Annotated in this window: 17 protein-coding genes; 2 read left to right on the forward strand and 15 right to left on the reverse strand. The window is 72.3% G+C overall.

Annotation, left to right across the window (positions count from 1 at the left end; all coding sequences use genetic code 11):
* The 11 genes from SLV14N_RS36470 to SLV14N_RS36520 all read right to left on the reverse strand — a co-directional run bounded on the left by SLV14N_RS36470 (position 1) and on the right by SLV14N_RS36520 (position 16,173).
* Positions 1–2,502, reverse strand: coding sequence for a SpoIIE family protein phosphatase (locus SLV14N_RS36470; RefSeq protein ID WP_336298246.1), 2,502 nt, complete (start codon positions 2,500–2,502; stop codon positions 1–3).
* A 164-nt stretch (positions 2,503–2,666) separates the two neighbouring features.
* Positions 2,667–6,062 (reverse strand): SAV_2336 N-terminal domain-related protein, encoded by a 3,396-nt coding sequence (locus SLV14N_RS36475; RefSeq protein WP_263272655.1) that lies wholly within the window; start codon positions 6,060–6,062, stop codon positions 2,667–2,669.
* 3 nt (positions 6,063–6,065) lie between these two features.
* Positions 6,066–7,019, reverse strand: a complete 954-nt coding sequence (locus tag SLV14N_RS36480) for a MoxR family ATPase (protein WP_148588951.1) — start codon at positions 7,017–7,019, stop codon at positions 6,066–6,068.
* The gene (locus SLV14N_RS36485; protein ID WP_263272656.1) at positions 7,016–9,154 is read right to left on the reverse strand and encodes a trypsin-like peptidase domain-containing protein; all 2,139 of its coding nucleotides are present in this window, start codon (positions 9,152–9,154) and stop codon (positions 7,016–7,018) included. Before SLV14N_RS36485 ends, SLV14N_RS36480 begins: the two co-directional genes overlap by 4 nt.
* Positions 9,154–9,534 (reverse strand): CU044_2847 family protein, encoded by a 381-nt coding sequence (locus SLV14N_RS36490; protein WP_093638186.1) that lies wholly within the window; start codon positions 9,532–9,534, stop codon positions 9,154–9,156. The genes SLV14N_RS36485 and SLV14N_RS36490 overlap by 1 nt, the downstream gene beginning before the upstream one ends.
* Positions 9,535–9,609: 75 nt before the next feature.
* Entirely contained in the window at positions 9,610–11,274 is a 1,665-nt protein-coding gene (locus SLV14N_RS36495) for an FAD-dependent oxidoreductase (protein ID WP_263272657.1), read from the reverse strand.
* 159 nt (positions 11,275–11,433) lie between these two features.
* Entirely contained in the window at positions 11,434–12,462 is a 1,029-nt protein-coding gene (locus tag SLV14N_RS36500; protein ID WP_263272658.1) for a zinc-dependent alcohol dehydrogenase family protein, read from the reverse strand.
* 129 nt (positions 12,463–12,591) lie between these two features.
* On the reverse strand, positions 12,592–12,876 hold the full coding sequence (locus SLV14N_RS36505) for a hypothetical protein (protein WP_263272659.1): 285 nt from the start codon (positions 12,874–12,876) through the stop codon (positions 12,592–12,594).
* Positions 12,877–12,978: 102 nt separating this feature from the next.
* Positions 12,979–13,419, reverse strand: coding sequence for a hypothetical protein (locus SLV14N_RS36510; protein WP_263272660.1), 441 nt, complete (start codon positions 13,417–13,419; stop codon positions 12,979–12,981).
* Between the two features lie 174 nt (positions 13,420–13,593).
* On the reverse strand, positions 13,594–14,586 hold the full coding sequence (locus tag SLV14N_RS36515) for a hypothetical protein (protein ID WP_208687050.1): 993 nt from the start codon (positions 14,584–14,586) through the stop codon (positions 13,594–13,596).
* Positions 14,587–14,709: 123 nt separating this feature from the next.
* Positions 14,710–16,173, reverse strand: a complete 1,464-nt coding sequence (locus tag SLV14N_RS36520) for an amino acid permease (RefSeq protein ID WP_237538839.1) — start codon at positions 16,171–16,173, stop codon at positions 14,710–14,712.
* Positions 16,174–16,916: 743 nt separating this feature from the next.
* On the opposite strand from SLV14N_RS36520, the gene SLV14N_RS36525 reads away from it, so the two are divergent.
* Entirely contained in the window at positions 16,917–18,317 is a 1,401-nt protein-coding gene (locus tag SLV14N_RS36525) for an NAD-binding protein (protein ID WP_263272661.1), read from the forward strand.
* Between the two features lie 104 nt (positions 18,318–18,421).
* Here the strand turns inward: SLV14N_RS36525 and SLV14N_RS36530 are convergent, their stop codons facing one another.
* The 4 genes from SLV14N_RS36530 to SLV14N_RS36545 form a co-directional block, all read right to left on the reverse strand.
* Positions 18,422–20,899, reverse strand: coding sequence for a SpoIIE family protein phosphatase (locus SLV14N_RS36530; RefSeq protein WP_263272662.1), 2,478 nt, complete (start codon positions 20,897–20,899; stop codon positions 18,422–18,424).
* A gap of 170 nt (positions 20,900–21,069) precedes the next feature.
* Complete coding sequence (locus tag SLV14N_RS36535) at positions 21,070–22,686, reverse strand: helix-turn-helix domain-containing protein (RefSeq protein WP_259670639.1); 1,617 nt, start codon at positions 22,684–22,686, stop codon at positions 21,070–21,072.
* A gap of 214 nt (positions 22,687–22,900) precedes the next feature.
* Positions 22,901–24,073, reverse strand: a complete 1,173-nt coding sequence (locus tag SLV14N_RS36540) for an acyltransferase family protein (protein ID WP_263273402.1) — start codon at positions 24,071–24,073, stop codon at positions 22,901–22,903.
* Complete coding sequence (locus SLV14N_RS36545; protein WP_263272663.1) at positions 24,073–24,366, reverse strand: hypothetical protein; 294 nt, start codon at positions 24,364–24,366, stop codon at positions 24,073–24,075. The genes SLV14N_RS36540 and SLV14N_RS36545 overlap by 1 nt, the downstream gene beginning before the upstream one ends.
* A gap of 217 nt (positions 24,367–24,583) precedes the next feature.
* Between SLV14N_RS36545 and SLV14N_RS36550 the strand changes: the two genes are divergently transcribed.
* The gene (locus SLV14N_RS36550) at positions 24,584–25,417 is read left to right on the forward strand and encodes an undecaprenyl-diphosphate phosphatase (protein WP_208687056.1); all 834 of its coding nucleotides are present in this window, start codon (positions 24,584–24,586) and stop codon (positions 25,415–25,417) included.
* Positions 25,418–25,435: the final 18 nt, after the last annotated feature.

The following is a 25,435-nucleotide window of genomic DNA, read 5'->3' on the forward strand; positions in this document are numbered from 1 at the left end:
TCAGCGCACCTCCTCACCGTTCGGCCGGCCGTCCGCGGCGGCCGCCTCCGCAGCGCCGAGCCGCTCGCCCGGCTCCAGGGTGATCTCGCTCCACACCTGCTTGCCGCCGCTCAGCGGCACCGAGCCCCAGGACGCCGACATCGCTTCGACGAGCAGCAGCCCACGGCCACCGGTCGACTCCCAGTCCACGCTCGTCGGCTTGACGGGGGCGCGGGGCGAGGCATCGTTCACCGCGATCCGCAGCCGGTCCGCGGCCAGCGTCAGATCGAGCCGTACCTCCCCCTGGGTATGGGCGATGGCGTTGGTGACCAGCTCGGACACCACCAGCAGGGCCACGTCCAGCTCCTCCGTCGCACCCCAGGAGCGCAGGGTGCGCCCGGTGAAGCGGCGGGCGTGCATGACGGCGTCCGGCAGCCGCCACACCGTCCAGCGCACCCGGGTCGGGCGGACCCGCATCCCGTCGTAGCGCAGCACCAGCAGGGCCACATCGTCGTCCCGCCGCTTCGCGCCCCCGAGCAGGTCATCGGCGAGCTGACCGGCATCGGCCGGATCGGCCGCGGCGAGCGCCGCACGCACCCGGCGGATGCCCTCCTCCAGGGGGAGGCTGGCCGACTCCGCCAGGCCGTCCGTGAGCAGGGCGAGCACGGTGCCGGGGGCCAGCCCCACCTCGGTCAGCGGGAACTCACCGTCCTCGGCCACACCCAGCGGAGGCCCGCCCTCGACCGGCAGTTCCTCGGTGCTGCCGTCGGGGAGCCGCAGCAGCGGCGGCAGATGCCCGGCCCGTACGAACCAGGCGATGCCCTCCTCCATGTCCAGGTCCACATAGCAGCAGGTGGCGAACAGATCGGTCTCCATGCCGAGGAGCAGCCGGTTGGCGTGGGAGATCACCACATCGGGCGGGTGGCCCTCCACCGCGTAGGCCCTGATGGCCGTGCGCATCTGCCCCATGATCGTGGCGGCGCCGGCGCTGTGGCCCTCCACATCGCCAATGACGAGCGCGACATGGCCGTCGGAGAGCGGAATGACGTCGTACCAGTCGCCGCCCACTTCGAGCCCCATCGTGGCGGGCAGATAGCGGGCGACGGCCACCCCGCCGGGCAGCGACGGCAGCTTGCGGGGCAGCAGGCTGCGCTGGAGCATCGTGGCGAGCTCGTGCCCGGCGTCCAGCGCATGGGCGCGCACCAGGGCCTGTCCCACCAGGCCCGCGGTCGCGGTCAGCAAGGACCGCTCCTCCGGCCCGAAGTGGTGCTCCTCGTCCCATCCGATCAGGCACACCCCGACGATCCGGCCCTCGGCCGGCAGCGGCAGCACGGCGAGCCCGCCGGGCCCGATGCCCGCGAGGTCGGGTTCGAGGGCCGCTCCCGGCGGCCACAGGGCGACATGCCCGGCGCGCAGCACGCTCTCCAGCGTGGGCATGGAGTGGCAGGCCGCATCAGGCCACTCGGACCGCCATTCGGACCGCCACGCAGCGGGCCAGGCACCGGGCTCCGGGGGGTCGAGGACGGACACCACGAACCGGTCGGCCTCCAGCTCGGCCACCGCCACCCGGTCCGCCTCCAGCGGCGACCGCAGCGCGGAGACCACCACCCGGCTGACGTCCCGGATCGTCGTGGCCCCGGCCAGCGCGGCCGACAGCCGCTGCACGATGGAGACCTCGTCGGCGGTGGGACGCAGATACGAGGCGTCGGCGACCACCCCCAGCATCCGCTCCGGGGTGCCGGCGGCGTCGACCAGCACCCGGCTGCGCAGGCTCAGCCAGCGCAGTTCGCCATTGGGCCGGCGGATACGGATGGACAGCTGCTGGCCGGCCGTGGGCAGCGCGCCCGGCTCCACGATCGACATCAGCGCGGGCACGTCGTCCGGTACGGTGCGCTCCAGCAGCGTCTCCACCCGCCGGTCGAACTCCTCCGGAGCGATGCCGAAGAGCTCCAGCACCTGTGCGTCCGCGTCCATCCGTCCGGTGCGCAGCACCAGCGTGAAAGCGCCGCCCCGGAGGGTGTCCAGCCCCGGCCCCAGCAGTGACCGCCGCTCCGTCTGCGCCATGACCCGGGCCGCGATGGCCTCCAGCCCCGCGGCCACCTGGTCGGCGTGCAGCTCCAGGAGGTGGCGGCGGTCCGCGTCGAAGGCGTCGGTGGCCTTGTCCATCACCACCAGGCACCCCAGGAGGCGGCCGCTCACGCCCAGCGGCAGCACGCTCAGGGAGACATCGACCGGCGGCTTCCCGGCGCCGTCCCAGGGGTCCGCGCCGGGGCTGTCCGGGGAACCGGTCAGGTCGTACTCCGCGAGCTCCGCCGGGCCCAGCCACAGAGGGGCGGCGCCGCGGAAGGCCGCGGCGACCGGAGAGTTGCCGGACACCGGATAGCTCGTCGGCAATCCGTAGGGGATGCCGGAGCCGCCGACCATCTCGGCCAGCTGAAGAACGCTGTCCCCTTCGGCCGGCACATAGACGGCGGTCAGCTCAGCCCCGGTAGACCCAAGGACTCGTGCGGTCACTGCCTGCACCGCCTCCGTACGCCGGAAGCCGTCGTCATAAGCCACGGTCGCCGTATCCGCCCTCGGGGGCCAGGGCGTCCACCCCGCCACCGCCTCAATCGGATATGTCGTGATTTACCGTCTTCCCTCCATGGTGCGGCACACAGCGAGCCGGGAGCTAGTCGGCGCCGGGATCACGGTGTGTGACCGGGGAAGTCCTCCGCCAGCAGCGCGGCGAGGTCGAGGAACGAGTCCTGCGTACGGGACCGCAGCCGGGCGAGCTCGATGTCGCGCCGGCTGTCGAGACGGTAGTCGAAGGGGATGAAGACCACCCCGCCCGGATGGCCGCGGAAGTGCTCGACGACATCGTCCCGCCGCACCGGCCGGTCCGGTCCGGCAAGGCCGGTGACCGCGAGGACGGCGCGCTCCGCCAGCTCGGGGTAGCCACGGCGTGCGAGACGGGACAGCAGTGTCTGTGTCTGCTCGATGCCGCGCTCGGTCATCGGGGCCACGACGACCAGACGGTGCGTCATCGACAGGGCGGTGTCGGTGACGCTCTCCGTCCGCAGATGGGCCCAGTCCGCGAGGACGACGGAGAAGTGCCGGCTCAGCAGCTCCATCAGCCGGCGGTACTCCTCCTCGTACACCGGAACCGGCGTGGTGCGGCCCAGGCCGTGCGTGAGCGCCCGCAGTCCTGACGGGCCGTCCAGGGTGTGGCGCAGCACCTCCTCGTAGCTGTCGGCCACGGGCAGCGTACGGAGCAGATCGTGGCGCAGCCCGGCCGAGCCGCCGAGGTTCAGCCGGGCGGCCAGCTCTCCGACCGCGTGGCCGGCGTCGAGCGCGATCACCCGCCCACCGCGCGCGGCGGACAGCAGCGCCCCCAGCGCGATCGTGACGGTGCTCCGGCCGACCTCGCCGTCCACGCCGACGACGGTCGCCCGGTAGCTGAACCGCAGGCGGGCACGGACCAGTTCCAGCTTCCGCTGCTGCTCCGGCCCCATCCGCCGCCGCCCCAGCCGGGGCGCCGGACTACCGCCCCGCAGCGGCCGGTCCGCCGCCTCGCCGAGCTCCGCTGAGTCGTGGTCGAGCGGGATCTGCGGGCCCGGACGGAACGAGAAGCGTGCGGCGCCGCCGGCGTCGGCGCCCGTCCGCAGTTCCGTCGCCATCGGTACGTAACGGGCGAAGGCCTCGGCGACCTCACCGGCGGTCGGGCGGCGCCCCGGGTCCTCGGACAGGCACGCCGTGACGATCTCGCGCAACGGCCGCCAGGTGTCGCCCTGCCACAGCGCCATGTCCCCGCTCTCCGCGGACTGCGGGACGCGGTGCTTGTCCCCGAGCCGGCGCAGGATCTGGCCCAGGGACTCGATGTTGTCCGCCATCGTGGGGACGGCTTCCGCCCCGCGGGCCCGGAACTTCCCGTCGATGCCGCACCGGCCCAGACCGGTCAGCATCAGGGAGCGCCCGACGACATGCACGCTCTGCGGGGTGAGTTCGGGGAGTACCAGCCCCTTGAGATGGCACAGATTGACGGCGCTCGCCAGATGCCATCCGTAGGCGATGGACAGCAGGGTGTCGCGGCGCAGCTGGGAGCCGGTGGCCGCCCGCAGCAGGCTGCTGAGCTGCGGCGGCGGCCCGCCCTGGTCCTGCCCGGACGGACGGTAGAGCTGCATGGCCAGCCACGGCGGCTCGTCGCGCGGGCCCGTCGCGAGCAGCAGCGGCGCATACTGGCCGGCCATCCGCCCCAGCGCCTCCGCCTCGGTGGCGAGCATCGCCGCTGCCTCCTCCGGTGCGCCCGGCCTGATCACCCGGACCGCGGCCTCCTTGCCGGCACGGTCGCGGCCCAGGTACACCAGCGAACGTGCGCCGGGCTGCCGGCCGTGCAGGGTGTACGGGCCCAGCCGGCGGGGATCCCGCGAGGTGAGGGGGCGCCAGCCGTCGGGGTCCGCCGGTTCCATGTCGTCGTCCGGCGGCGCCACCTGCACGGAGGCGCCGAGCCGGGCCATCAGCCGCCGTTCCACGGAGGAGAAGGCGCGCGAGCCGGCCGGAAGGTGGTCCATCCCGTCCGGATGCGCGAGCCAGGCGGGGAAGTCGGGGGAGCGTCCGGCCAGTTGCTCCAGCCGGTGCCCGATGTGGCGTCCGGTGCGCAGGAGTTCGGGCGTGGACACCGCGTCCAGGAGCGCCGACTTGGCCGCCTCGGAGAAGTCGAAGATCCGGTGCTGGTCCCGCAGCGGGCCGGCCACCGGCGCCTCGACGGGCTGCATCAGCCCGCCGAGGAACACCTCGGCGAGATGGGCGGTGTCGGCGGACCACGGCACCGCGGACTGCACCAGCCGCATCACCGGCACGGAAACGGGCGCGACCGCCGCGATGTGCGCGGCGAGCCGGTACGCCTCGGGCGAGGCCGCGTCGCGGAAGTGCCGCACGGTGTCCGTGCCGTCGCCGGACGGGACGACGGGGCGCCCGGCCGGCGCGTGCAGCAGCGGGAGCTGGACCGTGCCGCCGGTCGAGGCGAGCAGCCGGGACCAGGCCGAGACGGGCCCCGCCGAGGTCTCCAGCACCGGCACCGGCAGCCCGTGGAACGGCGCGAGGTCGGCGGGCAGGACCGGATCGCTGACGCTCCACGAGACCCCGGCGGCACCACGCCGGCGCGTTGTCACCCGCCAGCGGCCGGCCTGGATGCCGGAGCCGCCCCACAGCCGCGGCGGCAGCGCATGCACCACCGCGACCGGCCCGTTCGCCGCCCAGCGCCCCAGCACCCGGTGCATCCGGCCGTCCCGCCAGGCGGCCCCCATACCGTCGCTCAGCAGCAGGATCAGCGTCTGGCCCGACGGGTCGGCCAGCACTGCCGGCGGCAGCGAGGTGGTGTCCGGGTCGAACGGGCGGCCGCGCAGCAACGGGGCATCGGGCCCGCGGGTGTCCAGCCCGTGGACATGGACCATCCGGAACGCGCCGACCCGCTGCATCATCGTCCGCCACTCGACGGCGAGCCGCCGCCACAGCAGCATCGACATACCGTCGTCCACCACGAGCGCAAGGTCGAGCCAGCGCTCGTGTCCGGGGCGCAGCACGACGTCGGGCAGCCCGCTCTCGGCCAGCGCCGCGGCCGTCGCCGCCTCGTCGAACTCCTGGATACGGGTGGTGGTCCGGCGCTGCCGCAGCGGGCGCAGGGCGCGGCCGATGCCCAGCTCGCCGAGGAGCGCCTTGTTCTCCGGAACCCGCAGCGGGATCGCCGCACTCGTCTTCGGCGGCAGCGGGAATTCCCGCCGGGGCGGCCGCGGCACCGTGCCGGTCTCCGGCGCGGCGTGCAGATCGCCGCCGAGGTCGTCCAGCGGCAGGACGTCAGGGGGTTCCGCTTCCGCCATGGCACCGTCGTCCGGCACGGGCGGGGGCGGTGGCTCCGGGCACGCCTCGGCCCCGGACACCGACCGGTGCCCGGGGCCCAACGCCCGTGCGAGAGGCGCCGATTGCGCGTCGGTCGGCAGCCGTCCGGCCAGCCAGAGCGCATCGAGCAGGGAGTGCCGGTCCAGCTCGACACCGGCCCCCGCGAAGACCGCGAGCACCTCCCGGAGCCGGTCGGATCCCCCTGTCATCGCTCAGACGGTCCCGCCCAGTTGGTGGAGCACGGCGTCCAGCAGCCCGTCGGCATCCAGATCGACGCCGCCGGCCCGCAGGAAGACGGCGTTGAGCAGCTGGTCGGTGGCGAGTTCGCCCGGACCGCGGCGCTGCAGGAACGACCTGAGCAGGTCCTCGACGCCGACCAGCGCGCCGTCACCGAGGTGGGCCGCCACGATGGACCGCAGCCGCTCCTCGTCGGGAGTGGGCAGATCCAGCCGGATACAGCGGCGCAGGAACGCCGGCGGGAAGTCCCGCTCCCCGTTGCTCGTGATCACCACGACCGGGAATTCCGTGCACAGCACCTTGCCCCGCTCCACCGTGACCGGGTCCTGGGAGTCGGCCGCCAGGACCTGTACCACCGACTGCGACTCGGGCAGCCGGGCCAGCTCCGGGATCTCGAAGACGCCTTCCTCGAACACGGTCAGCAGATCGTTGGGCAGATCGACGTCCCCCTTGTCGAGCTCATCGACGAGCAGCACCCGCGGCCGCGGGCCCGGCACCAGCGCCGTGCCCAGCGGACCGAGGCGTACGAAGCTCCCGATGGAGGGCTCGGCCTCCCCGCGGTCACGGCTGAGGGTGGTCTCCCGCAGCCGCCCGATGGCGTCGTAGCGGTACAGCGCGTCCTGGACGTTGGCCCGGCTGTTCACCGGCCAGCGCAGCACCTCACCCAGGTCGAGTTCATGGGCGACCGCCCTGGCGAGCGAGGACTTGCCGGTGCCGGCCGGCCCGGTCACCAGCAGCGGCCTGCGCAGATGGAGCGCGGCGTTGACCACGTCGGCGTGCTCCGGAGCGATCAGATACGGCAGGGGCCCGGGGGCGCCGCGCCGGGAGCCGCCGAACCTGCGCCAGGGCGGGGCCTGCGGCAGGGTGACCCGGCGCTGGGTGCCGTCTCCCTGGAACAGCCGCCAGTCGGCGGCGGGTTCGGGGTTCATATGAGCTCCGTGGGTTCGGAAAGCTGGAGTTCGGGCAGAGCGCGGTCGGGGTCGGCCCAGGCGAGGACGGGCCTGCCCGGATGGTCGGCGGGACGGTGCAGGGTCTTGGCGCGGTAGGAACGGACCTGCTCGGGGAGTGCACGGGCCGGAGCCTCCGACACCTGCTGGACGGCGTGCGAGACCTCGTGCGCCGGACCGCGGTCCCACAGCACGACCGGAACGCCCATCGCCAGACACACCTGGATGATCTCCATCCGGGCCCGTGCGGACACCTCCACCGACACCCGGGCGGCATCGCGCCGGTCGAGCAACTTGCCGTACACCTCGCGCACTCCGGTGGACGGACCGGTGATGCGGAGGGGGCCGGAGGATTCCAGACGGTCCCAGCGGTGGCGCCAGTCGGTGAGGAAACGCTCGTTGCGGCGCAGGAGTTCCGGACAGTGCACCACCAGGGCGTACTCCGCGCCCAGCACCCCCGGGATCAGGCCGTCCGGATCGGCGAACTCCCACTCGTCCACGGGGAGTTCGAGGCAGTCACGGTCGAGGAGGACCTCGACGACCGGCCGGACGCCCTCGGGAGCGGTCCGGCAGAGCCGTTCCAACAGCAGCAGCACCGCCTCGGCGGTCTCTGCCGCACTGTACCGGCGGCCGGTCTCGGTCGGCGCCCGGTGCGGGCCCATCCCGTCGTCGCTCCACAGACGCAGATGGAAGGCGTCCGCACCGGCCTTGACCAGGTGCACCAACAGCCGCGGCGGCCGGGTGCGCCGGTTCCGCCCGAGCGCCCATTCGTCCGCGTCGGCACGGCGCTCCCGCAGCGAGGACGCGGGGATACCGAGCCGGGCGGCGACGCCGTCGGCCCACAGCCGCAGCCGGGCCCGCTCCGGAGGGGGACACAGCACCGCCACATATTCGACCGCTCGCAGCAGCCCGGGCACCCGCAGTTCGCCCGGTCCGGAACGGCTGTCACCGGAGAGCTGTTCCAGCCTGCCGAGCAGCTCGGGGAACCCGGCGTCGTAGGGGAGTTCCGCGACCAGTGGCAGCGCGGCCCGTACGGCCTCGGGCAGCAGATCCACGAGCTCGCCCGGCAGCCCCGTCAGCTGGGCCAGCAGCCGGTCGTGCTCCCGCGGCGACAGCAGCCGGGGCACCGCGGACAGCTTCCCCGCCGCGATCAACGCGGAGACGGCACCCGGGTCCCGGGAGCGCAGCGCCTCCGTCAGCGCCGCCAGCGCCCGCTCCTCGGTCACCAGGACCCGCGCGAACTCCTCGGGAGTCGGGGCGGAGCCGTCCGTGGGGTGCCCGAGGCCGCAGCGCTCGGCGACCGCCCTGGCGTAGTCGGCCCGGAACATCGGCGCGGGCAGCACATTCGCCAGCAGATCGGCCAGGACGGCCTGCGCGGGATCGTCGTCGCGGACCGGCCGGTCGAGCAGCGCCCCGGCGCCGGCCGCCCGCAGCTCCGCCTCGATCCGCTGCCACGGGATGCCCCAACTGCGGCGGGTGACATGCCGGGAGTCGTAGACCTGGTCGACCGGCGGCAGCACACAGGCGGCCACGAGTCCCACGACCGCGCCCTCGGCATCCGACCACAAGGGGCCGCCGCTGTAGGCGGGCCCGATCGCCATACCGGAGAGCGCGCCGTCCAGGTAGCCGACCCGGCTGTCACAGGTCTTCACCCGGACATCGGCGTACGAGCCGCTCAGCGCGGAGCCGTGCCAGGCGCGCACGGACTGGCCCACCCGCATCGGCCGGAACTCCGGCGGAGCCGGGCAGCCTAACTCGGCGCTGACCCTGAGGACCGCCAGATCGCCCGCCCACTCCAGCTCGCCACGGCCCGGCGGACCGTCCGTTCCGTCGAGCCGGCGCGGCGGGAGCCAGTGGACGGGCTGCGCTTCGTGCAGCTGCGCACCGGACGGGCCGTGTGTCTTCACCCGCAGCGTGGCCCCCTCCGGCCGGCTGTCGTCGAAGAGGTCCTTTCCGAGCGCGTCATTGACGACATGGGCGCAGGTGAGCAGGTGATGTGGCGTCAGCACCACGGCCGCGCCCGCCGATTTGCCGTCCTCCGCATTCAGCACCGACGCCACCCGGAAGCGGGGATCCGCCGGAACGTCGGTGCCCGATGCGGCGCGGAACCAGCCCATTACTCCGCCCGCTGCGGCTGCCAGGTCGCCGTGATCGTCAGACTCGCATGGCCGTTGGCCCCGACGATCCCGAGCTTGAGGTCCTGGCCGACCTGCACCCCGAACTGCACCGACATCTCGTGCGGCGGTCGTTCGGACGCGGTGACCGCATCATGGATCTCCTGGAGCAGGGGCCCGAGCGGACGCAGCGTCGTACGCATCGCCGCGACGGCACCGGCGCCGGCCGCCGCGCCGCCCCGGGCCACCGGCACGGTCGGGCCCATGCCGTCCGGCAGGTCGGCTTCTTGGGACTGCGCCGGGGGAGACGCCGCGGTCGCCGGGGCCAGCTCCAGGCGGATCGACGTCCCGTCGGCAAGGCTGAGTTCTGAGAGATGTGGCACACCTCCATTGTGCCGATCAGCGGTGCTCACGGCAGCGGAACGGACGGATCATCCTTGCCGGCCCCGGTGGCACGGTCAGCCGGTGTACGGCTGGACGGACTGGGCGTTGCGGAACACATTGCGCGGGTCCCAGCGCTCCTTGACCTCCTGCAGGCGCCCATAGTTGTCGCCGTAGTACAGACGGTGCGCGGACTGGCCGGAACGGTTCCACTCGGGATCGTCGAGGTCGCGGTCGGGATAGTTGATGTAGCACCCGTCGGTCACCGGGTCCGGCTGGCCGCCGTCCGGGGTGCCGGTCGGCGCCAGGATCGGCACCCCGCCGGTGTCCTTGTAGACATCGCGGTAGAACTCACGGATCCAGCGCAGGTGCGGCGCCGCGATCGAGGGGTCGACCTCGGCATCGTGGTGGTCGGCGACACCGTCGTCGTTGGAGTCCTGCTGATAGCTCCAGTACGTCTGGTACTGGAGCTTGAGTACGGAACTGCGTTGGTAGACCGCGGTGTCGCCGCTGTCCGGGAGGTTGATCGCGCCGCCGTACGAGTCGACCTGGAGCAGTGCCTGAGGGTTGTCGTAGCCCTTGCACGACAAGTGGTGGTAGATGGTGTCGAGTTGCGCTTCGGTGAAACCACGCCTCATGTACGCCGACTTGTACTTGCCGCACTGGTTGTCGCCGGAGCCGTTGAGCGTCTGGGTGGCGGTGAGCCAGGGCAGCCGGGTCGGCACCTCCAGGCCGCCCATGGGCGCGTGCTCGCCCATCCGCCGGTCCAGCGGGGTGGGCTCGATGCCCAGGTCCTGGGTGATCCACCCGAGGAAGGCATTCAGCCTCTCCACGCTGTCCGGCCTGGTGGCGTCGAGCTGGGTGATCAGACCGATCTTGCCGTTGGCCCGCTGGTTCAGCTTCAGCAGGGTGAACATGTCGCTGTAGTCGCAGCGGAGGGACGCCGGGAGTTCTGTGGTGTTCTCGTACTCGAAGAACAGCCCGTAATTGCGCACCAGCGACTTCAGGCGTTCCGGGTCCTTGAGCATGTCCTCCCACGGCCAGGCCACGGCGTGCAGCAGGACCTGGGAGGGGGGCTCGGGCAGCCCCTTGAACCAATACCTGGTGACCACGCCGAAGTTCCCGCCGCCCCCGCCGGTGTGGGCCCACCACAGCTCCCGCAGCTCCGGCTCGGGTGAGTCGCGGCGGGCGATCACGACCTCCGCGTGCTGTCCGTCGCGGACGACGACGACCTCCACCGCATAGAGGTAGTCGACGGTCAGCCCGTGCTGCCGGGACAGCAGCCCGTAACCCCCGCCGGCCACATGGCCGCCGGCGGCCACGGAGTAACAGGAGCCGCCGGGCAGGGCCACTCCGAACGGTGCGTAGAGGTGGGTGGCGACATGCCAGTTGTTCGCCCCCGACTCCACGCAGTACGCGCCCATTTCCTGGTCCAGATAGGCCCGGTCCAGCTGCCCGAGGTCGATGATCACGCCCACGTCGTCGCCGCAGACGAAGTTCTCGTAGCAGTGGCCGCCCGACCGGACCGTGAGCCGCCGGTGGAGATCCTCGTCGGAACGGTGGCTCGCCAGATACTTGTTGACCGCGGCGACGACCTCGCTCGTCGAACTGACCACCGACACATAGTCGGGTGTCGCGATGAAGCGCTGGTTGAACCCTCTCCGCAGGGCCTCGTACCGGGCGTCGCCAGGACCCACTTCGATCCCGCACTCAACTCCGGCCTGGATTTGATTGACCGTCATATGGCTCCTTGCCCTCCTACGCGAACTGACAGCATTGCGTTACCGATGACTACTATCCGTGACGACGCCGGGAGGTGCGAGTACCCGAAAGGGGTGAGCCCATGGATCGGAGTTGACCCCGTATGACGTGCTCATTTCCTGGTGCCGTCACGCAGAGCATCAGCCGGGCGTCAGCACGGCGGCGCCGTGCACCCGGTCGGCGGCCAGGTCCGCGAGTGCCTCCGGGGCGCGGCTCAACGGGTAGGGGCTGACTGTGACCTGGATGCCGATCCGCGCCGCGGTCGCCAGGAACTCGCGCCCGTCCTCCCGGGTGTTGGAGGTCACGCTGCACAGATTCCGCTCGTAGAAGAGATGCTGCTGATAGGTGAGCGGCGGGATGTCGGAGAGGTGGATACCGGCAACGGCGAGGGTGCCGGAGCGGTCCAGCGCCTGCAGCGCCACCGGCACCAGATCGCCCACCGGAGCGAAGAGAATCGCCGAGTCCAGCGGTTCGGGCGGCCGGTCGTAGGCGCCGCCGGCCGAGGAAGCGCCCAGTTCCAGGGCGAGTTCACGGGCCTGCGCGGACCGGGTCAGCACATGCACGGTGGCCCCTTCGGCCAGGGCGACCTGCGCGGCCAGATGTGCCGAGGCACCGAAACCGTAGATCCCGAGCCGGCCGCCGGCGGGCAGCGCACTGCGGCGCAGCGCGCGGTAGCCGATGATCCCGGCGCACAACAGCGGCGCCAGCAGCGTGGCGTCCTGGGTGCCCGGGAGCGGGTAGGCGAAATCCGCGGGGACCAGCGCGGCTTCGGCGAAGCCGCCGTCGGCGTCCCATCCGGTGTACACGGAGGCCGGGCAGAGGTTCTCGTGGCCCGCGCGGCAGTAGCGGCAGACTCCGCAGGTGCCGCGCAGCCATGCCCCGCCGGCCCGGTCCCCGGTCCGGAACCGCGTCACCGACTCGCCGGTGGCGGTCACCCGGCCGACGATCTCATGGCCCGGAACGGTCGACGGGCGGTGCGGGGGCAGATCGCCCTCCGCCAGGTGCAGATCCGTACGGCAGACACCGCAGGCTTCCACCCTGAGCAGCAGGTCATCGGGGCCCGGCTCGGGAGCGGGGCGACGGACCGGCACCAGCGGCCCGGAGGTGATCGGGCCAGGATGCCGGACGGCCCAGCCGGACAGTGCGTCCGGGCCTGAAACGGGGGCCATGGCTCCAGGATGGTGCCCGCAGGGGAGCCGGACAAACGGTGCGCCGTGGGGCCTGCCACCGCTCGACCGGGTTCGCCGCGCGCCGCCGCCCGGACAGCGGACCGCCCGGGGTCCGGGCCTGCGCCCGCCTCAGCCGAAGAGCGTGGTCAGCTTCTGCATCAGCCTGGCGAGCAAATTCCTCCTGGCGGTGGGAGCAGAAGCGGGGGCGGAGGCGGGAGCGGGAGCGGGGGTGGGGGCGGGGGCGCCGACGGTGTCCGGCGGTTCGACCGACGGGGGCGACAGGCTGCTCGGGCGCTGCGCCGGAGTCTGGTCCGTGGGGTTCTTCTTCGTGGGGTTCGTCGCGGGCTTCGTCCGGGTGCGTGCGGCCTCGGCGCGGACGAGCGCGCCAAGAGCGGCAAAGACGTCGAGGGGCATGCCGAATCTCCTGCGGTGGTGGTCCCGAAAGCTGATGACGGCAGGCCGCATTCGCCCCGGGCCCCGGTGCGGGGAGGGGTGGGCGTATACGGCCGGGCCCGCTCAGCAGCGCAGGATGGCCACGCGCTTCGGCGAGGCGGGGGCGGCGGCCGTGACGACAGTCGTGGCCGAGGCGCTCCCCGAAGCGGTGATGGTCTCCTCCGGGAGGGAGTCCCCGAGCGCCTTACCGCCGGCCCCGGTGGGGACCTGATGGCGGAGATGGCACCCCGAGGCGTCGCACTTGCGCCGGACGCCGCTGCCCGGATGCTTTCCGCCGCCCTCGGTGGACGCCAGCACCGGTCCCGCCGGGATGCAGGGCCGTTCGGCCGGGACGGACAGGGCGGGAGTGGCGGTACGGGGAGGGCAGCCGCCGGCACCGGGCATCAGGACTTCGGAGGAGCCGGTGCTCAGCGCGGCGTGCAACAGGGTCAGTAACACCAGCAACACCAGCACGCGCCAGCCGCCAGATGCCGCCGAGCGGCCGGTGCTGACGGTGTTGCGCATGCGAATCTCCCAACCCTCTTCCAGGAGGGGATCCCCTGGAAGGGGTCGGGGCACGCCAGATACGCCGCAAGAGGCGACAAAACCACCCGATCCGGCTACCTGCTCGCACGCGCGCGCTGTGATTCGCACACATGCCCGCTACGGGCGCGGTGAGTTGCGGTGCGGAGCTGCCCTTCAGCGCCGCCGGCTCGTGGCACGACCCGCGGAGCCGCCGTCGGGGTCACCGGCCGCATAGCGACCGTGGAAGTGCGTGTACCGCTCCAGGGCGTCGCCGTCCATGCTCCACGGCCAGGGCGTCGCCACCCCTCCGGTGGCGCGCAGTGCGGCCCCGGCCTCGGCCGTCCGGCCGGCCTTGATCAGGGCGTAGGCCAGCAGGTTGAGATCGGCCAGGGCCGCCGCGTGGGTGAGGAACCCCGGGCCCGGCCAGTAGTGCGCCGCATGGTCAAGGGCCTTGGCGGCGTCGGGGCGCCGCCAGATCTCGCCGGCGCCGAGCGCCATCAGCCCGCCGCCGGCAACCGCTCGCTGATGGCTGCCGATGAGCGCGGTGAGCTCCAGACCGGCGGCGGGGGCCTGGGGCGGCATACCGGCGCGGACACCGTCGAGCAGATCGAGGACCAGGGCGCTGGAGCCGCACTCGTCCGGCGACAGATACCCCAGAGCCTGCAGATGGGCCTCGCGGTTCCATGGATCGCGGGCCTTGATCTCCCGCCAGATCGCCGACAGCTCCGTGGAGGGGCGCCGCTCCAGGCGGAGCGTGGCCAGGTGCAGGATCCACGGTGTGGGGTCGGCGGTGAGCAGATCGGCCGCGAGCCGGCAGGTCTCACGGGTGTCGTTCAGATCGACGGCGGAGTCCTGCTGCCGGGCCTGGAGCAGATCCGACCAGGCGTGGAGCAGCAAGGCGTTCTGGTTCTGCGGGTTGTGCTGGCGCCAGATGCCGGGCAGCGACCGTCCCGCGGCACGGGCGAGCACCGCCAGCCGGTGGGCCTTGCGGTCCCAGTCCTGGCCGGTCTCGTCGATCACATCGCCCATCGAGGCCATCACGGCGGTGTCGAGCGAACCGCGGGACCAGCACGTCTCGACGCGCCGCCGGACCTGTCCCAGCGTGCGGTCGTCGAGCTCGGGGACCAGGCGGGGAAGGCTGCCTTTGCGGCGTCTGAAGACGGGCATTCGTCGGTGGGCCTTCCGGTGGTGAGTCGTCTGCGGGGACGAGCGTGGTGATGAGGGCTTCGGGTGAGCGTACGGGCAGGGGTGCGCCGAGGCACACCCCTGCCCGAATGGCAGACACTCCTGCTAGCGGGAGGTGACGGCTTCCTTCTCGGCGGTGCCGCGGCCGAGCCGGTCGCGGACCAGGGAGACGCCGACCACCAGAACGGCCAGCAGCACCGACAGCAGGACCTGGATCCGGCCGCCGCCCTCGCTGTCGTCGGTGAGCATGTAGACCAGCACGAACGAGATCGACGCGATCGTCGCCCAGGTCAGATACGGGAAGAGCCACATCCGGACGATCAGCTTGTCGGGGTTCTCGCGGAGGATGATCCCGCGCATCCGCAGCTGGGAGAAGCAGATGACCAGCCAGACGAAGAGCGCGACCGCGCCCGAGGAGTTCAGCAGGAACTGGAAGACCGTGTCCGGCCACAGGTAGTTGAAGCCGACCGCGATGAAGCCGAAGAGGACGGAGGCCAGGATCGCGGCCTGCGGGACGCCACGCGTGTTCGTCCGGGCGAAGGCCTTCGGGGCGTCGCCGCGCTGGCCGAGGGAGAAGGCCATCCGGGAGGCGGTGTAGAGGCCGGAGTTGAGACAGGAGAGCACCGCGGTCAGCACGATGACGTTCATGATCTGGCCGGCGTGCGGGATGCCTATGGAGTCGAGGGCCGCGACGTACGAGCCCTTCTTGGCGATCGAGGGGTCGTTCCACGGCAGCAGGGAGACGACCACGAGGATCGAGCCGAGGTAGAAGATGCCGACCCGCCAGATGACGCTCTTGGTGGCCTTGGTGACCGCCCGCTGCGGGTCCTCGGACTCACCGGCGGCGAGGGTGACGATCTCGCTGCCCATGAAGGAGAAGACGACCATCAGCACACCGGTGAGGATCGCGGTGGGTCCGTTCGGCAGGAATCCGCCGTGGGAGGTGAGGTTGGCGAAGCCGGTTGCCGCGTTGTCGGAGCCGGGCAGCACACCGAAGATCGCCAGGCCGCCGAGGGCGATGAACGCCGCGATGGCGACGACCTTGATGCCCGCGAACCAGAACTCGAACTCACCGAACGAGGCGACCGAGGCCAGGTTGGTGGCGGTGAGGACGACCATCACGATCAGAGCCCAGGCCCACTGCGGGACGGCCGGGACCCAGCTGGTGAGGATGGCGGCGCCGGCGGTCGCCTCCACGGCGAGCACCACGACCCAGAAGAACCAGTACAGCCAGCCGATCGAGAAACCGGCCCAGCGCCCGAGCGCCCGGTCCGCGTAGGCGGAGAACGAGCCGGAGGTCGGGTTGGCGGCCGCCATCTCGCCGAGCATCCGCATCACGAACACGACCATCGCGCCGACCAGGGCGTACGACAGCAGGATGCCGGGCCCGGCCGCGGTGATGCCGGAGGCGGATCCCACGAAGAGACCGGCGCCGATGACCCCACCCACGGCGATCATGGACAGATGGCGGTTCTTGAGGCCCGACTGCAGACCTGACTGCTGCGGAGCCTGCCCGTTCCCCGGCGGAGAGGGCGGAGCGGCCACGGGGCTGGGGGGAGATGTAGTCATCTTCGACATCCATTGAGGGTTGGAGGGGTCATGCACGTGGTGACTGCTGGGATCGCCTCGGTAGCTGGACGCACGACAGGGCCGGGTCCAGGTGCTGGCGATCGTGGCCCTGACGACGTTTGAAGGCCCGGCGATCGAGCCGTGGCCTTCGGATGCCTGCGCGGGTGGGGGAGCGCTGACTGCGCCTCCGCGCTACTGCTCGCCCTCCTCGTGAGAGGTGAGCCGCATCACGTCCGGATTGGGATTTGCGTAAGCGTATGTGGCGGTGCTCGGCGGCGTATTTGTGCGAGTGGACAAATTCACCCCGGATAGCTGTCCGCTCGGCTAATGCGGATGGCGGGGACGGGAGGTCGCGCCCCGGGCGCGCGAGGCGGACCGGGTGCGCCGGTGTCTCCCCGCGCCCGCCCCCTGAAGGCGTCGGGACGGGTGCTCGTGCGGGCGGACAACGCCGTCGGCGAAGCCTTGGCCGACGGAACAGATGCCCCGGAGCGCCCGCGCTCTAGCGTGAGTTCGGCCCTGGGGCCTGCCGACAGGCCCTGCCGCCGGCCGACGAGCAAGGGGACTCCATGGCCACCCTTCCCACCGCCCGACAGACCCGAACCGCTCCGACGACCGCTCCCTCACCCACACCACCAGGGGTGGACGACAGCAGCGGGTCGCGGGACGGAATGGCAGGTGAATGGCGCGGTGAATCTCCGGAGGCGCACCCGGCGGAGCCGGTGGGCGAAGCCGTGGAAACCGGGGTGAATCCGGCGACCCCCGCGGGCCGGGACGCCGGAATGGTGGTGATCGGCGCGACCACGCTGGCGCGCCGGGTCTGTGCCTCCCTGGGGGAGAGCGGACACCCGGTGGACCATCTTGCGGCGCCGGACGACCAGGACCTCCGCCGGGCGCTCGCCGCCCGGCCGGCCGGTATCGCCGTCCTGGTGGGCGACGATCTGTCCGCGCTGCGCTACGCCCTCGCCGTACGCCATGTCTGCGACAGCGTCCGGATCGTCGTCACCGTCTTCGACCGCACCGTGGCGGAGCAGCTCCGGTTGTTGCTGCGCGACTGTGTGCCGGTCTCGCCCGCCGATCTCCTGGCGCCGACGCTGGCCGGTCTGTGTGTCGACCCCGATGCGCTGGCCGTGTGGGACGACGGGCACGGTGCGGTGGCGGTCCGGCCGCAGGAGGGCCGGCTGGTGGAGACGGCATGGCGGCCGAGCGCGGCCGCCCGGCGGCGGGCGGTGCTCGGACGGCTGCGGGGGCAGCTACAGCCCCATGACGCGGACGCCCGCCTGCTGCTCATCGGGCTGCTGGGCATCGTGACCGTCCTGGTCCTGGACTGGGTGTGGCTGGTCGGCGTGTTCCACAAGCCGGTCAGCACCGCTTTCCTGGAAGCCGCCCGGGTCGTGGCGGGGGTGGGGCCGGCCGCACCGCACGCCGGCCATCCCGTCTACGAGGTGGTGTCCGGGGCGGCGATGCTGGTGACGGTGGGATTCACCGCGCTGCTGACCGCGGGCATCGTCGACCGGCTGTTCGGCCCGCGGCTGGTCGGCGTGCTGGGGCCGCGGGTGCTCCCCCGTGCCGGTCACGTCATCGTGGTGGGGCTGGGGCAGGTCGGCCTGCGGCTGTGCCAGACGCTGCGGCAGCTGGGGGTCCCGGTCGTCGGGGTCGAGCGCGAGCCCACCGCCCCGAACCTGCGCCTCGCGCGGTCGATGGGGATACCCGTGGTGCTGGCGCACGGCGAGGACCGGGAGGTGCTGGCGCGGCTGGGGCTGGGGCGGGCCCGCGCGCTCGCCGCCGTCGGCTCCCATGAGCTGGACAACATCGCCGTCGCGGTCGCGGCGCACGGTGTGGCACCGGACGTCCGGGTGGTGCTGCGGGCCGGCGAGGACGAGGCGATCGCCGAGACCCGCTCGCTGCTTCCCCTCGGGCTGACCCGCGACATCAACAGGACGAGCGCGGCCTTCGTGACCGCGCATCTGACCGCCGAGCGGGCCGGCGCGGCACCGCGCCGGGTGGTCGCCGGTGCCGACTGTGACCATGTCGATCTGCCCGGCCGCGGTCTCGTCGGATGGCCCGTTCCGGCCGGGGACGACTGTGGCCATGTGTCCGGCGGGGGCGAGCGCGACACCATCAGGAGCGCTCTCGGGGCGGGGTGAGGCGCGGCGTCGGACGGGGCGTGGCGCCACCGGGGCCGCTGACTGCCTGGGGTTGCTCCGGGGCGCCCCGCAAGCGTCCGCCTGCGCCCTCCGGCGATCCCGGCTCAGTCGGCCTCGTCGTCTCCGCCCGCCTCGGACGGCATGCTCTGCTCGGTCCAGATGATCTTGCCGGTCGGGGTGTAGCGGGTGCCCCATCGCCGGGTCAGCTGCGCGACGATGAACAGTCCGCGTCCGCCCTCGTCGGTGGTCCGGGCATGGCGCAGCCGCGGCGAGGTGCTGCTGGCGTCGGAGACCTCGCAGATCAGGGCGTCCTGCCGGATCAGCCGCAGGGTGATCGGCGCGGTGGCATGGCGGATGGCGTTGGTGACCAGTTCGCTGACGATCAGTTCCGTGGTGAACAGCAGATCGTCCATGCCCCACTCCGCCAGCTGACGGCCGGCGAGCCCACGGGCGGTGGCGACTTCGGCCGGGTCGCAGGTCAGCTCCCAGGAGGCGACCTGCTGGGCGTCCAGGGCATGGGTCCGGGCGAGGAGCAGCGCGGCGTCGTCGGACGGCGGGCCGGTCAGCAGGGCCTTGACCACATTCGAGCCGATGTCCTTCAGCGTCTCCCCGGGCACCGCGAGGGCCTCGTTCAGCCGGGACAGCCCGACCTCGATGTCCCGGTCGCGGGCCTCGATCAGCCCGTTGGTGTAGAGCGCGATCAGACTGCCCTCGGCCGGCTCCAGCTCGACGGCCTCGAAGGGCAGCGACCCCAGGCCGAGCGGCGGTCCCGCGGGCAGGTCGGGGCAGTCCACGGTGCCGTCGGGGCCGACGATCAGCGGCGGCAGATGGCCGGCCCGCGCGACGCTGCACCGCCTGCTGACCGGATCGTAGACGGCGTACAGACAGGTGGCCCCCATGAACGTCGAGGCCACGCTCGGGTCCGCGGCGTCCGCCGCCGGATCGGCACGGTGTGTCTTGACCAGGCCGATGACCAGGTCGTCCAGGCGGGCCAGCAGCTCATCGGGCGGCAGATCCAGGTTCGCCAGCGTACGGACGGCGGTGCGCAGCCGCCCCATGGTGGCCGCGGCGTTGATGCCGTGCCCGACCACATCCCCGACGACCAGGGCGACCCGCGCCCCGGACAGCGGAATCACATCGAACCAGTCGCCGCCCACCCCGCTCGGCGCGTCCGCCGGGAAGTACCACGACGCCACTTCCAGCGCGGACCCTCCGGTCAGCTCGTGCGGCAGCAGGTTCTGCTGCATCACCCGGGCCGCGGTGCGCTCGCGGGTGAAGCGGCGCGCGTTGTCGACACACACCGCGGCCCGTGCGACCAGCTCCTCGGCCAGCCGTACGTCGTCCGCCACGAAGGGCCCCAGACGGCGGGAGCGGAAGAAGGTCGCCGCGCCCAGGGTGATGCCACGGGCCTGCACCGGTGCCACCATCACCGAACGGAACCCGAATTCCCGGATGACGGCGGCGCGTACCGGGTCCTCGGTGACCCAGGCGCTGGTGGCGAAGTCCAGGACCGGTTCCACCAGGGACTCGCCCGTGAGCAGACAGCGGGCGACCGGCGATGAGGGGGACCGCTGGACGGTTTCCCCCACGGCAAGGCCGGCCTCCGGACAGCCCTCGTGGACCGACTGCTGACCGCAGCGGCGCATGGTGGGGGTGCTGTCGACCGGCCCGGGGACCGGCTCCGCACCCCTGAGCACCGAATCCAGCAGATCGACGGCGACGAAGTCGGCGAGCGCCGGAACGGCGACATCCGCCAGTTCCTGTGCGGTCCGGGTGACATCGAGCGTGCTGCCGATACGGACGCTGGCGTCGTTCAGCAGGGCCAGGCGTTCCTGCGCCCGCCAGCGTTCGGTGACATCGATGACCATGTACCAGAGGCCGATACGCCGGCCCTGGGGGTCGGACAGCCCGAAGAAGGACGCCGAGTAGGCGCGCTCCTGGTGAGGGTCCGCATAGGTGGGGCTGCGGAACTCATAGTCCATCACCGGCGATCCGGTCCTCAGGACCCGCAGCATCCGCTCCTCGAACGCCTCGGCCTCCAGCCTCGGCAGTATCTCGTTCACCTGCTTCCCGAGCCGCTGTTCCAGGGGGATCAGGCGCTCCAGTACGTCGTTCACCCAGACGTAGCGCAGATCGGTGTCGAGCACGGCCATGCCGACCGGCGCATGCGCCAGAAACGGTTCGAGCATCAGCTGGTTCACCCCGCCGCCCGGCACCCGCCACTCCTCCATGGCGAGGACGGACCACCGCTCCTGGCCCGCACCGTCGAGAACGGGCGTGACCTGCAGCGCCAGCTGCACCTCCCGGCCGTCCCGGTGGCGCACCGCGACCGAGCCGCCCCAGCCGCTCCCCGCACGGCACCACCGCGCCACGGAGGCCACCCGCACTTCGTCACCGGGTATCGCCAGCAGCTCCACCGCGGGGCGGTGCAGGATCTCCCCGGCCGGATAGCCGAGCAGCCGCTCCGCCGCCCGGGTCCAGGCGATGACCCGCCCTTCTCCGTCCAGTTCGGCCGTGGCCGCCTTCGCGATATCGCATGCGCGGTCCGAGCCACCCGGCAGGGCATTCTCCGCACTCATCATCGCCAGCCCGTCAGCTCAATGGAGCAATATCGCCCATCCTAGGAGAATTGTGGACTATCGGCGGTATGTGGGGCTGGGTGCAGGCGCCCGCGGCTCCGCGCAGAGGCGGATGCCCTGCGTGGCGTCCCCGGGCGGGCCGCGGCACCCACAGGCACCCGCCGCACCCCGGTTCAGTCGGCGGGCGGCAGCCGCAGCTGGAGCATGGCCAGCAGCCGCTGGTCCGGGCGGCTGAGGTCGAGACCGGTCAGATCCTCGGCCCGGCGGATCCGGTAGCGCAGCGTGTTGGGGTGCACATGCAGCTCGGTGGCGGCGGCCCGTACATCGCCGAAGGCGTTCAGATAGGCGAGCACGGTTTCTGCCAACTGCCCCTGGTTACGGGCGTCATGGGTGACCAGGGCGGTCAGCCGGGGGTCGCGCATCTCGGGGTGCGCGGACAGCAGCGCCAGCACCTCGCTGACGAGCACCTCCGCCTGGATGTCCGGCAGTGCGGCGACCGTGGTGGCGACGCCGACGCTCAGCATGGCGTCGAGGATCCGGTCCGCCTCCCGGCGCGATTCGGGAATCTCCCCGAGCCCCGGCACGATGCAGCCGACGGAGCCGCGCAGCGACAGGCCCAGGTGGCGGCCGGCGGCGTCGGTGATCTCCTGCCCCCAGCCGCGCAGCGTGCCGGTGTCGATGCTGCGCGGCAGTTGCGGCAGCAGCACATAGATCCGCGTATCGACCTGGGTGACCACGGAGCTGCTGTGCCGGGCGGCGGTGTGCACCGAGATCAGGTTGCTGACCTCGCCGCGGGCCAGCTCCGGTGGGGTGGCCCCGGCCGCCCCGTACGAGAAGCCCAGGACGGCGGCCGGGCGGGCCGCGTCCAGGGCCAGGTGGCTCGCCAGCGGCTGGGGTCCGGTGCTGCCCTCCAGCAGTCCGGCCGCCAGCGTGCGGGTCAGCGTGAGATCGGCGGAGAGCTCCCGGCGGCGGCGTACCAGATGCAGTGCGGCGACCCGGGCCGCGCCCAGCAGCGCCTGGTCCGCGCGCTCGGTCAGCGGCGAGGACCCTTCCTGCACCCAGATGACGCCCAGCTGCCGTTCCCCGGACCGGATGGCCACCGCGAGCCGCCGGCGGATCCCCAGCTCGGGGTGTGCGTCGATGTTGATCACGTCGTCGGAGGTGCGCAGCCGCTGGAACACACCCCACTCGCGCAGCCGCGACAGATACGCCTCCGGGCCGTGCCAGCCCAGGATGGAGCGCCGCCGCAGGTCGTCGACCTCGTCGTCGTCGGCGGAGCGGGAGTAGGCCAGCACACGGTTGGCGGTGTCCTCGATGCTGACGATGCCGCCGGTGAGGATGGCGGTGGTCTGGGCGAGCGCGAACAGGTCGCCCTCCTCGGCCCCCTCGCCGGGGCGCCCCTGCGGCGCACTCTCCAGCGCCGCACGGGCCAGCGCGTCCACCTGCTCCCAGCGCGTTTCACTGCGTACGGACAGCAGCGCGATGCCCGCCTCGACGGCGGTCGCACTGAGCGCCGCGGCCTGCCCGGGAGCGTCCAGCTTGACCGCCACGGCAGCGGCTCCGTCGCGTCCGCCGGCCCGCAGCGCGGGGAACGCCGCGCGGCCCCGTGCCCCTATGGCGAGGATCAGCTCGCCGGGGTGGGCCATCGGCGGGTCCTCGGGGTCGAGCAGTGCGACGCTGCGGATCTCGACGTCCAGCCCGTCCGGCGCGGCCTGCAGCTCCACCAGGGGCTCGCCCAGCGACATCAGCAACTGGCGCAGGCTGATGCCCGTACGGGGTGGCGATGCCACGGCAGCTGGATCCATGATCGGCGCCTCTGCAGGGTTCGGTTGGCCGGGGCTCGTAGGGCTGCTGGCCCTCTCGCAGGACTTCCGATCACGTGATGTCAAGCACTCGACCGGCCCAAGATGGAGCCACCACCACAGGTATGAGCCACGCCAACAGTACTGCTGCTCCGCGCCGGGGCAATCGGGGCCGTGGGGCACACGAGGCCGCATCCGCCGTCTAGGGCGGCGTGGATGGTTGCTTCCCGGCAGGAGCCGCCGCCGCGCCGGTCCGGGGTTCCGCCCTGAACGCCCACCGCATCTTCGGCTCCATGGCGAAGCGGAAGACGCGCTGCACCGGTGGCGTGCACAGCAGTGTCACCACCGCTCCGCCGATGAAAGTGACGACGGCGGCGCCCCACGGGGTGTGGACCCAGCCGGCGTCGTACCAGCCCCACCAGCGGGAGCCCTTGGCGAGGAAGCCGTGCAGCAGATAGCCGTAGAGCGTGCCGGCGCCCAGCGCGGTGCACCACATCCGGCGCCCCGGCACCCAGGCCAGGAAGCAGGCCGTCAGCACCAGCGAGCAGCCGAACATGGCCGGCTGCATCAGGGCACCGATCCACCAGGGCGCGCCCAGCTTCTCGGCGCTGTCGGTGTGGTAGAACCATGCGTTGTTCATCCGGGGCACGGCCCAGTACGTGAAGACCAGCGCCGCCGCGAGGACGGGCACCGCGGCGATCCGCACCGGCCAGCGGCGCACCAGGCTGAAGTGCTCCGCTTTGAGGCACATGCCGAGGACGAAGAACGGCAGGAACTGCAGGACCCGCTGGAGGTCGAGTTCGGTGCCGATGTCCGGGGAGGCGGAAGCCCCGACGGCGATCGCGAGGGCCAGCGGCACCGGCCAGCGCACGATCCGCCACAGCGGTGCGGTGAGCCGCCAGATGAACAGGGCCGCCAGGAACCAGGTGAGGAACCACGGATCCAGCATGCTGAGGGTGAAACTCTCCGTGTCACCGCCCCAGTACCGGAAGAGCGCAAAGGTCACCTGGAAGACGACGAACGGGACGGCGACGCCGGTGACCAGCCGCTGCAGCCGGTCGCGGCGCATATCGAAACTGCGCGAGAAATAGCCGGAGATGACGGTGAACGCGGGCATGTGGAAGGCATAGACGAAGAGATAGAGCGACGCCGCACTCCGGTGGCCGTGGTAGTACGGCTCCCAGGCATGTCCGATCGCCACCAGCACAATGGCCAGATATTTGGCGTTGTCGAAGAAGGCGTCGCGCTGTTTGGCCGGGGCGGGCGGCGCCGGTTCGCCCGAGGCACCGGCGGGGTGGCGCGCCGGGGTGGCGGGCGGTCCGGCCGGGGCGAGCTGATCGGTGCCCTGCCGGGCGGAGGTCCGGGGAGCGGGGATCACGACACGGCCTCCCAGCAGTCCGTCGGCCGCCGTGGCGCTCTTGCCGCGTTGGTGGGGGCGATGGCCATGTCGGTCACGGTGCGCGGCATACCGGCTCCTCGGGTGGACTGCTGCGGGACGGGTGAGGCGCCCTGCGGGCGTGCCCCTTCCTCCCCCTGGTCGTCTACAGGTTTGTAGACCAGCGGTGAACTGTAGACGCCGGGATGCGTGGGACGCACCCGGCCCGGTACGGGAGCGCGGGCGAGATGGCTCAAGGCCCGGCCGTCCGCGCCCTGTTCACCGTCGGCCACGGGCTGCGTTCATCCGTATCGGATCCCGGCGGCCCACCGCCACCTGATGTTGCCGTCGTGAGCCATCTTTCTCGTCCGAGCCCGCCGGCGAGGCCTTCCGTACCGGCGCTCGCCACCGCCCCGGGGCGGTGTCACGACGGCTCGCGGCGCGTCGCCCTCCGGCCGGACCGGGACGGCGCCAGTACAGTCGCTCCACCGACCACCCGGAATGGAACCCATGAGCGCGATCAGCATCGGCCAGGCCGTCGTCCTCGGAGCCGTCGAGGGGGTGACGGAATTCCTTCCGGTCTCCTCCACCGGCCACCTCAAGATCGCCGAAGGTCTGATGGGTATCCCCGTCGGCGACAAGACCGTCGTCGCCTTCTCCGCGGTCATCCAGGTCGGAGCGATCACCGCGGCACTCGTCTACTTCTTCAAGGACATCGTGCGCATCATGGGCGCGTGGTTCCGTGGGCTGCGGGACCGTGAGGAGCGCTACCACCACGACTACAAGTTCGCCTGGTGGGTGATCTACGCGACCCTCCCGATCGTCGCCGTCGGTCTGGCCGCCAAGCCGCTGATCGAGGGCCCGCTCGCCTCGCTCTGGGTGGTGGCCGGCTCGCTGATCCTTGGCAGTGGCGTGATGTGGGCGGCGGACCGGAGGGGCCGTCACAAGCGCGGTGAGGACGACACCTCGCTCAAGGACGCGATGCTGGTCGGCTGCTCACAGATCCTCGCCCTGCTCTTCCCCGGCTTCTCCCGCTCCGGCGCGACCATGTCCACCGCCCTCATGCTCGACCTGGAGCGCGTCGCGGCCACCCGGCTGTCCTTCTTCCTCGGCATCCCGGCCCTCACCGGCGCCGGGATCTACGAGCTGAAGGACGCCCTCGGTACCGGCGCGGCCGTCGCCCCGCTGGCCATCGGCACCGTCGTCTCCTTCGGCGTCGCCTACGCCTCGATCGCCTGGCTGCTGAAGTTCGTGGCCAAGCACTCCTTCAACTCCTTTGTCCTCTACCGGATCCTCGTCGGCGCGCTGCTCTTCGGCCTGCTGGGCACGGGCGTCCTCAGCTGACGGCCGGGGGGTCGCTCT

The sequence above is a fragment of the Streptomyces sp. Je 1-4 4N24 genome (assembly GCF_026239515.1).
GTDB classification, from domain to species: Bacteria; Actinomycetota; Actinomycetes; order Streptomycetales; family Streptomycetaceae; genus Streptomyces; species Streptomyces nigrescens.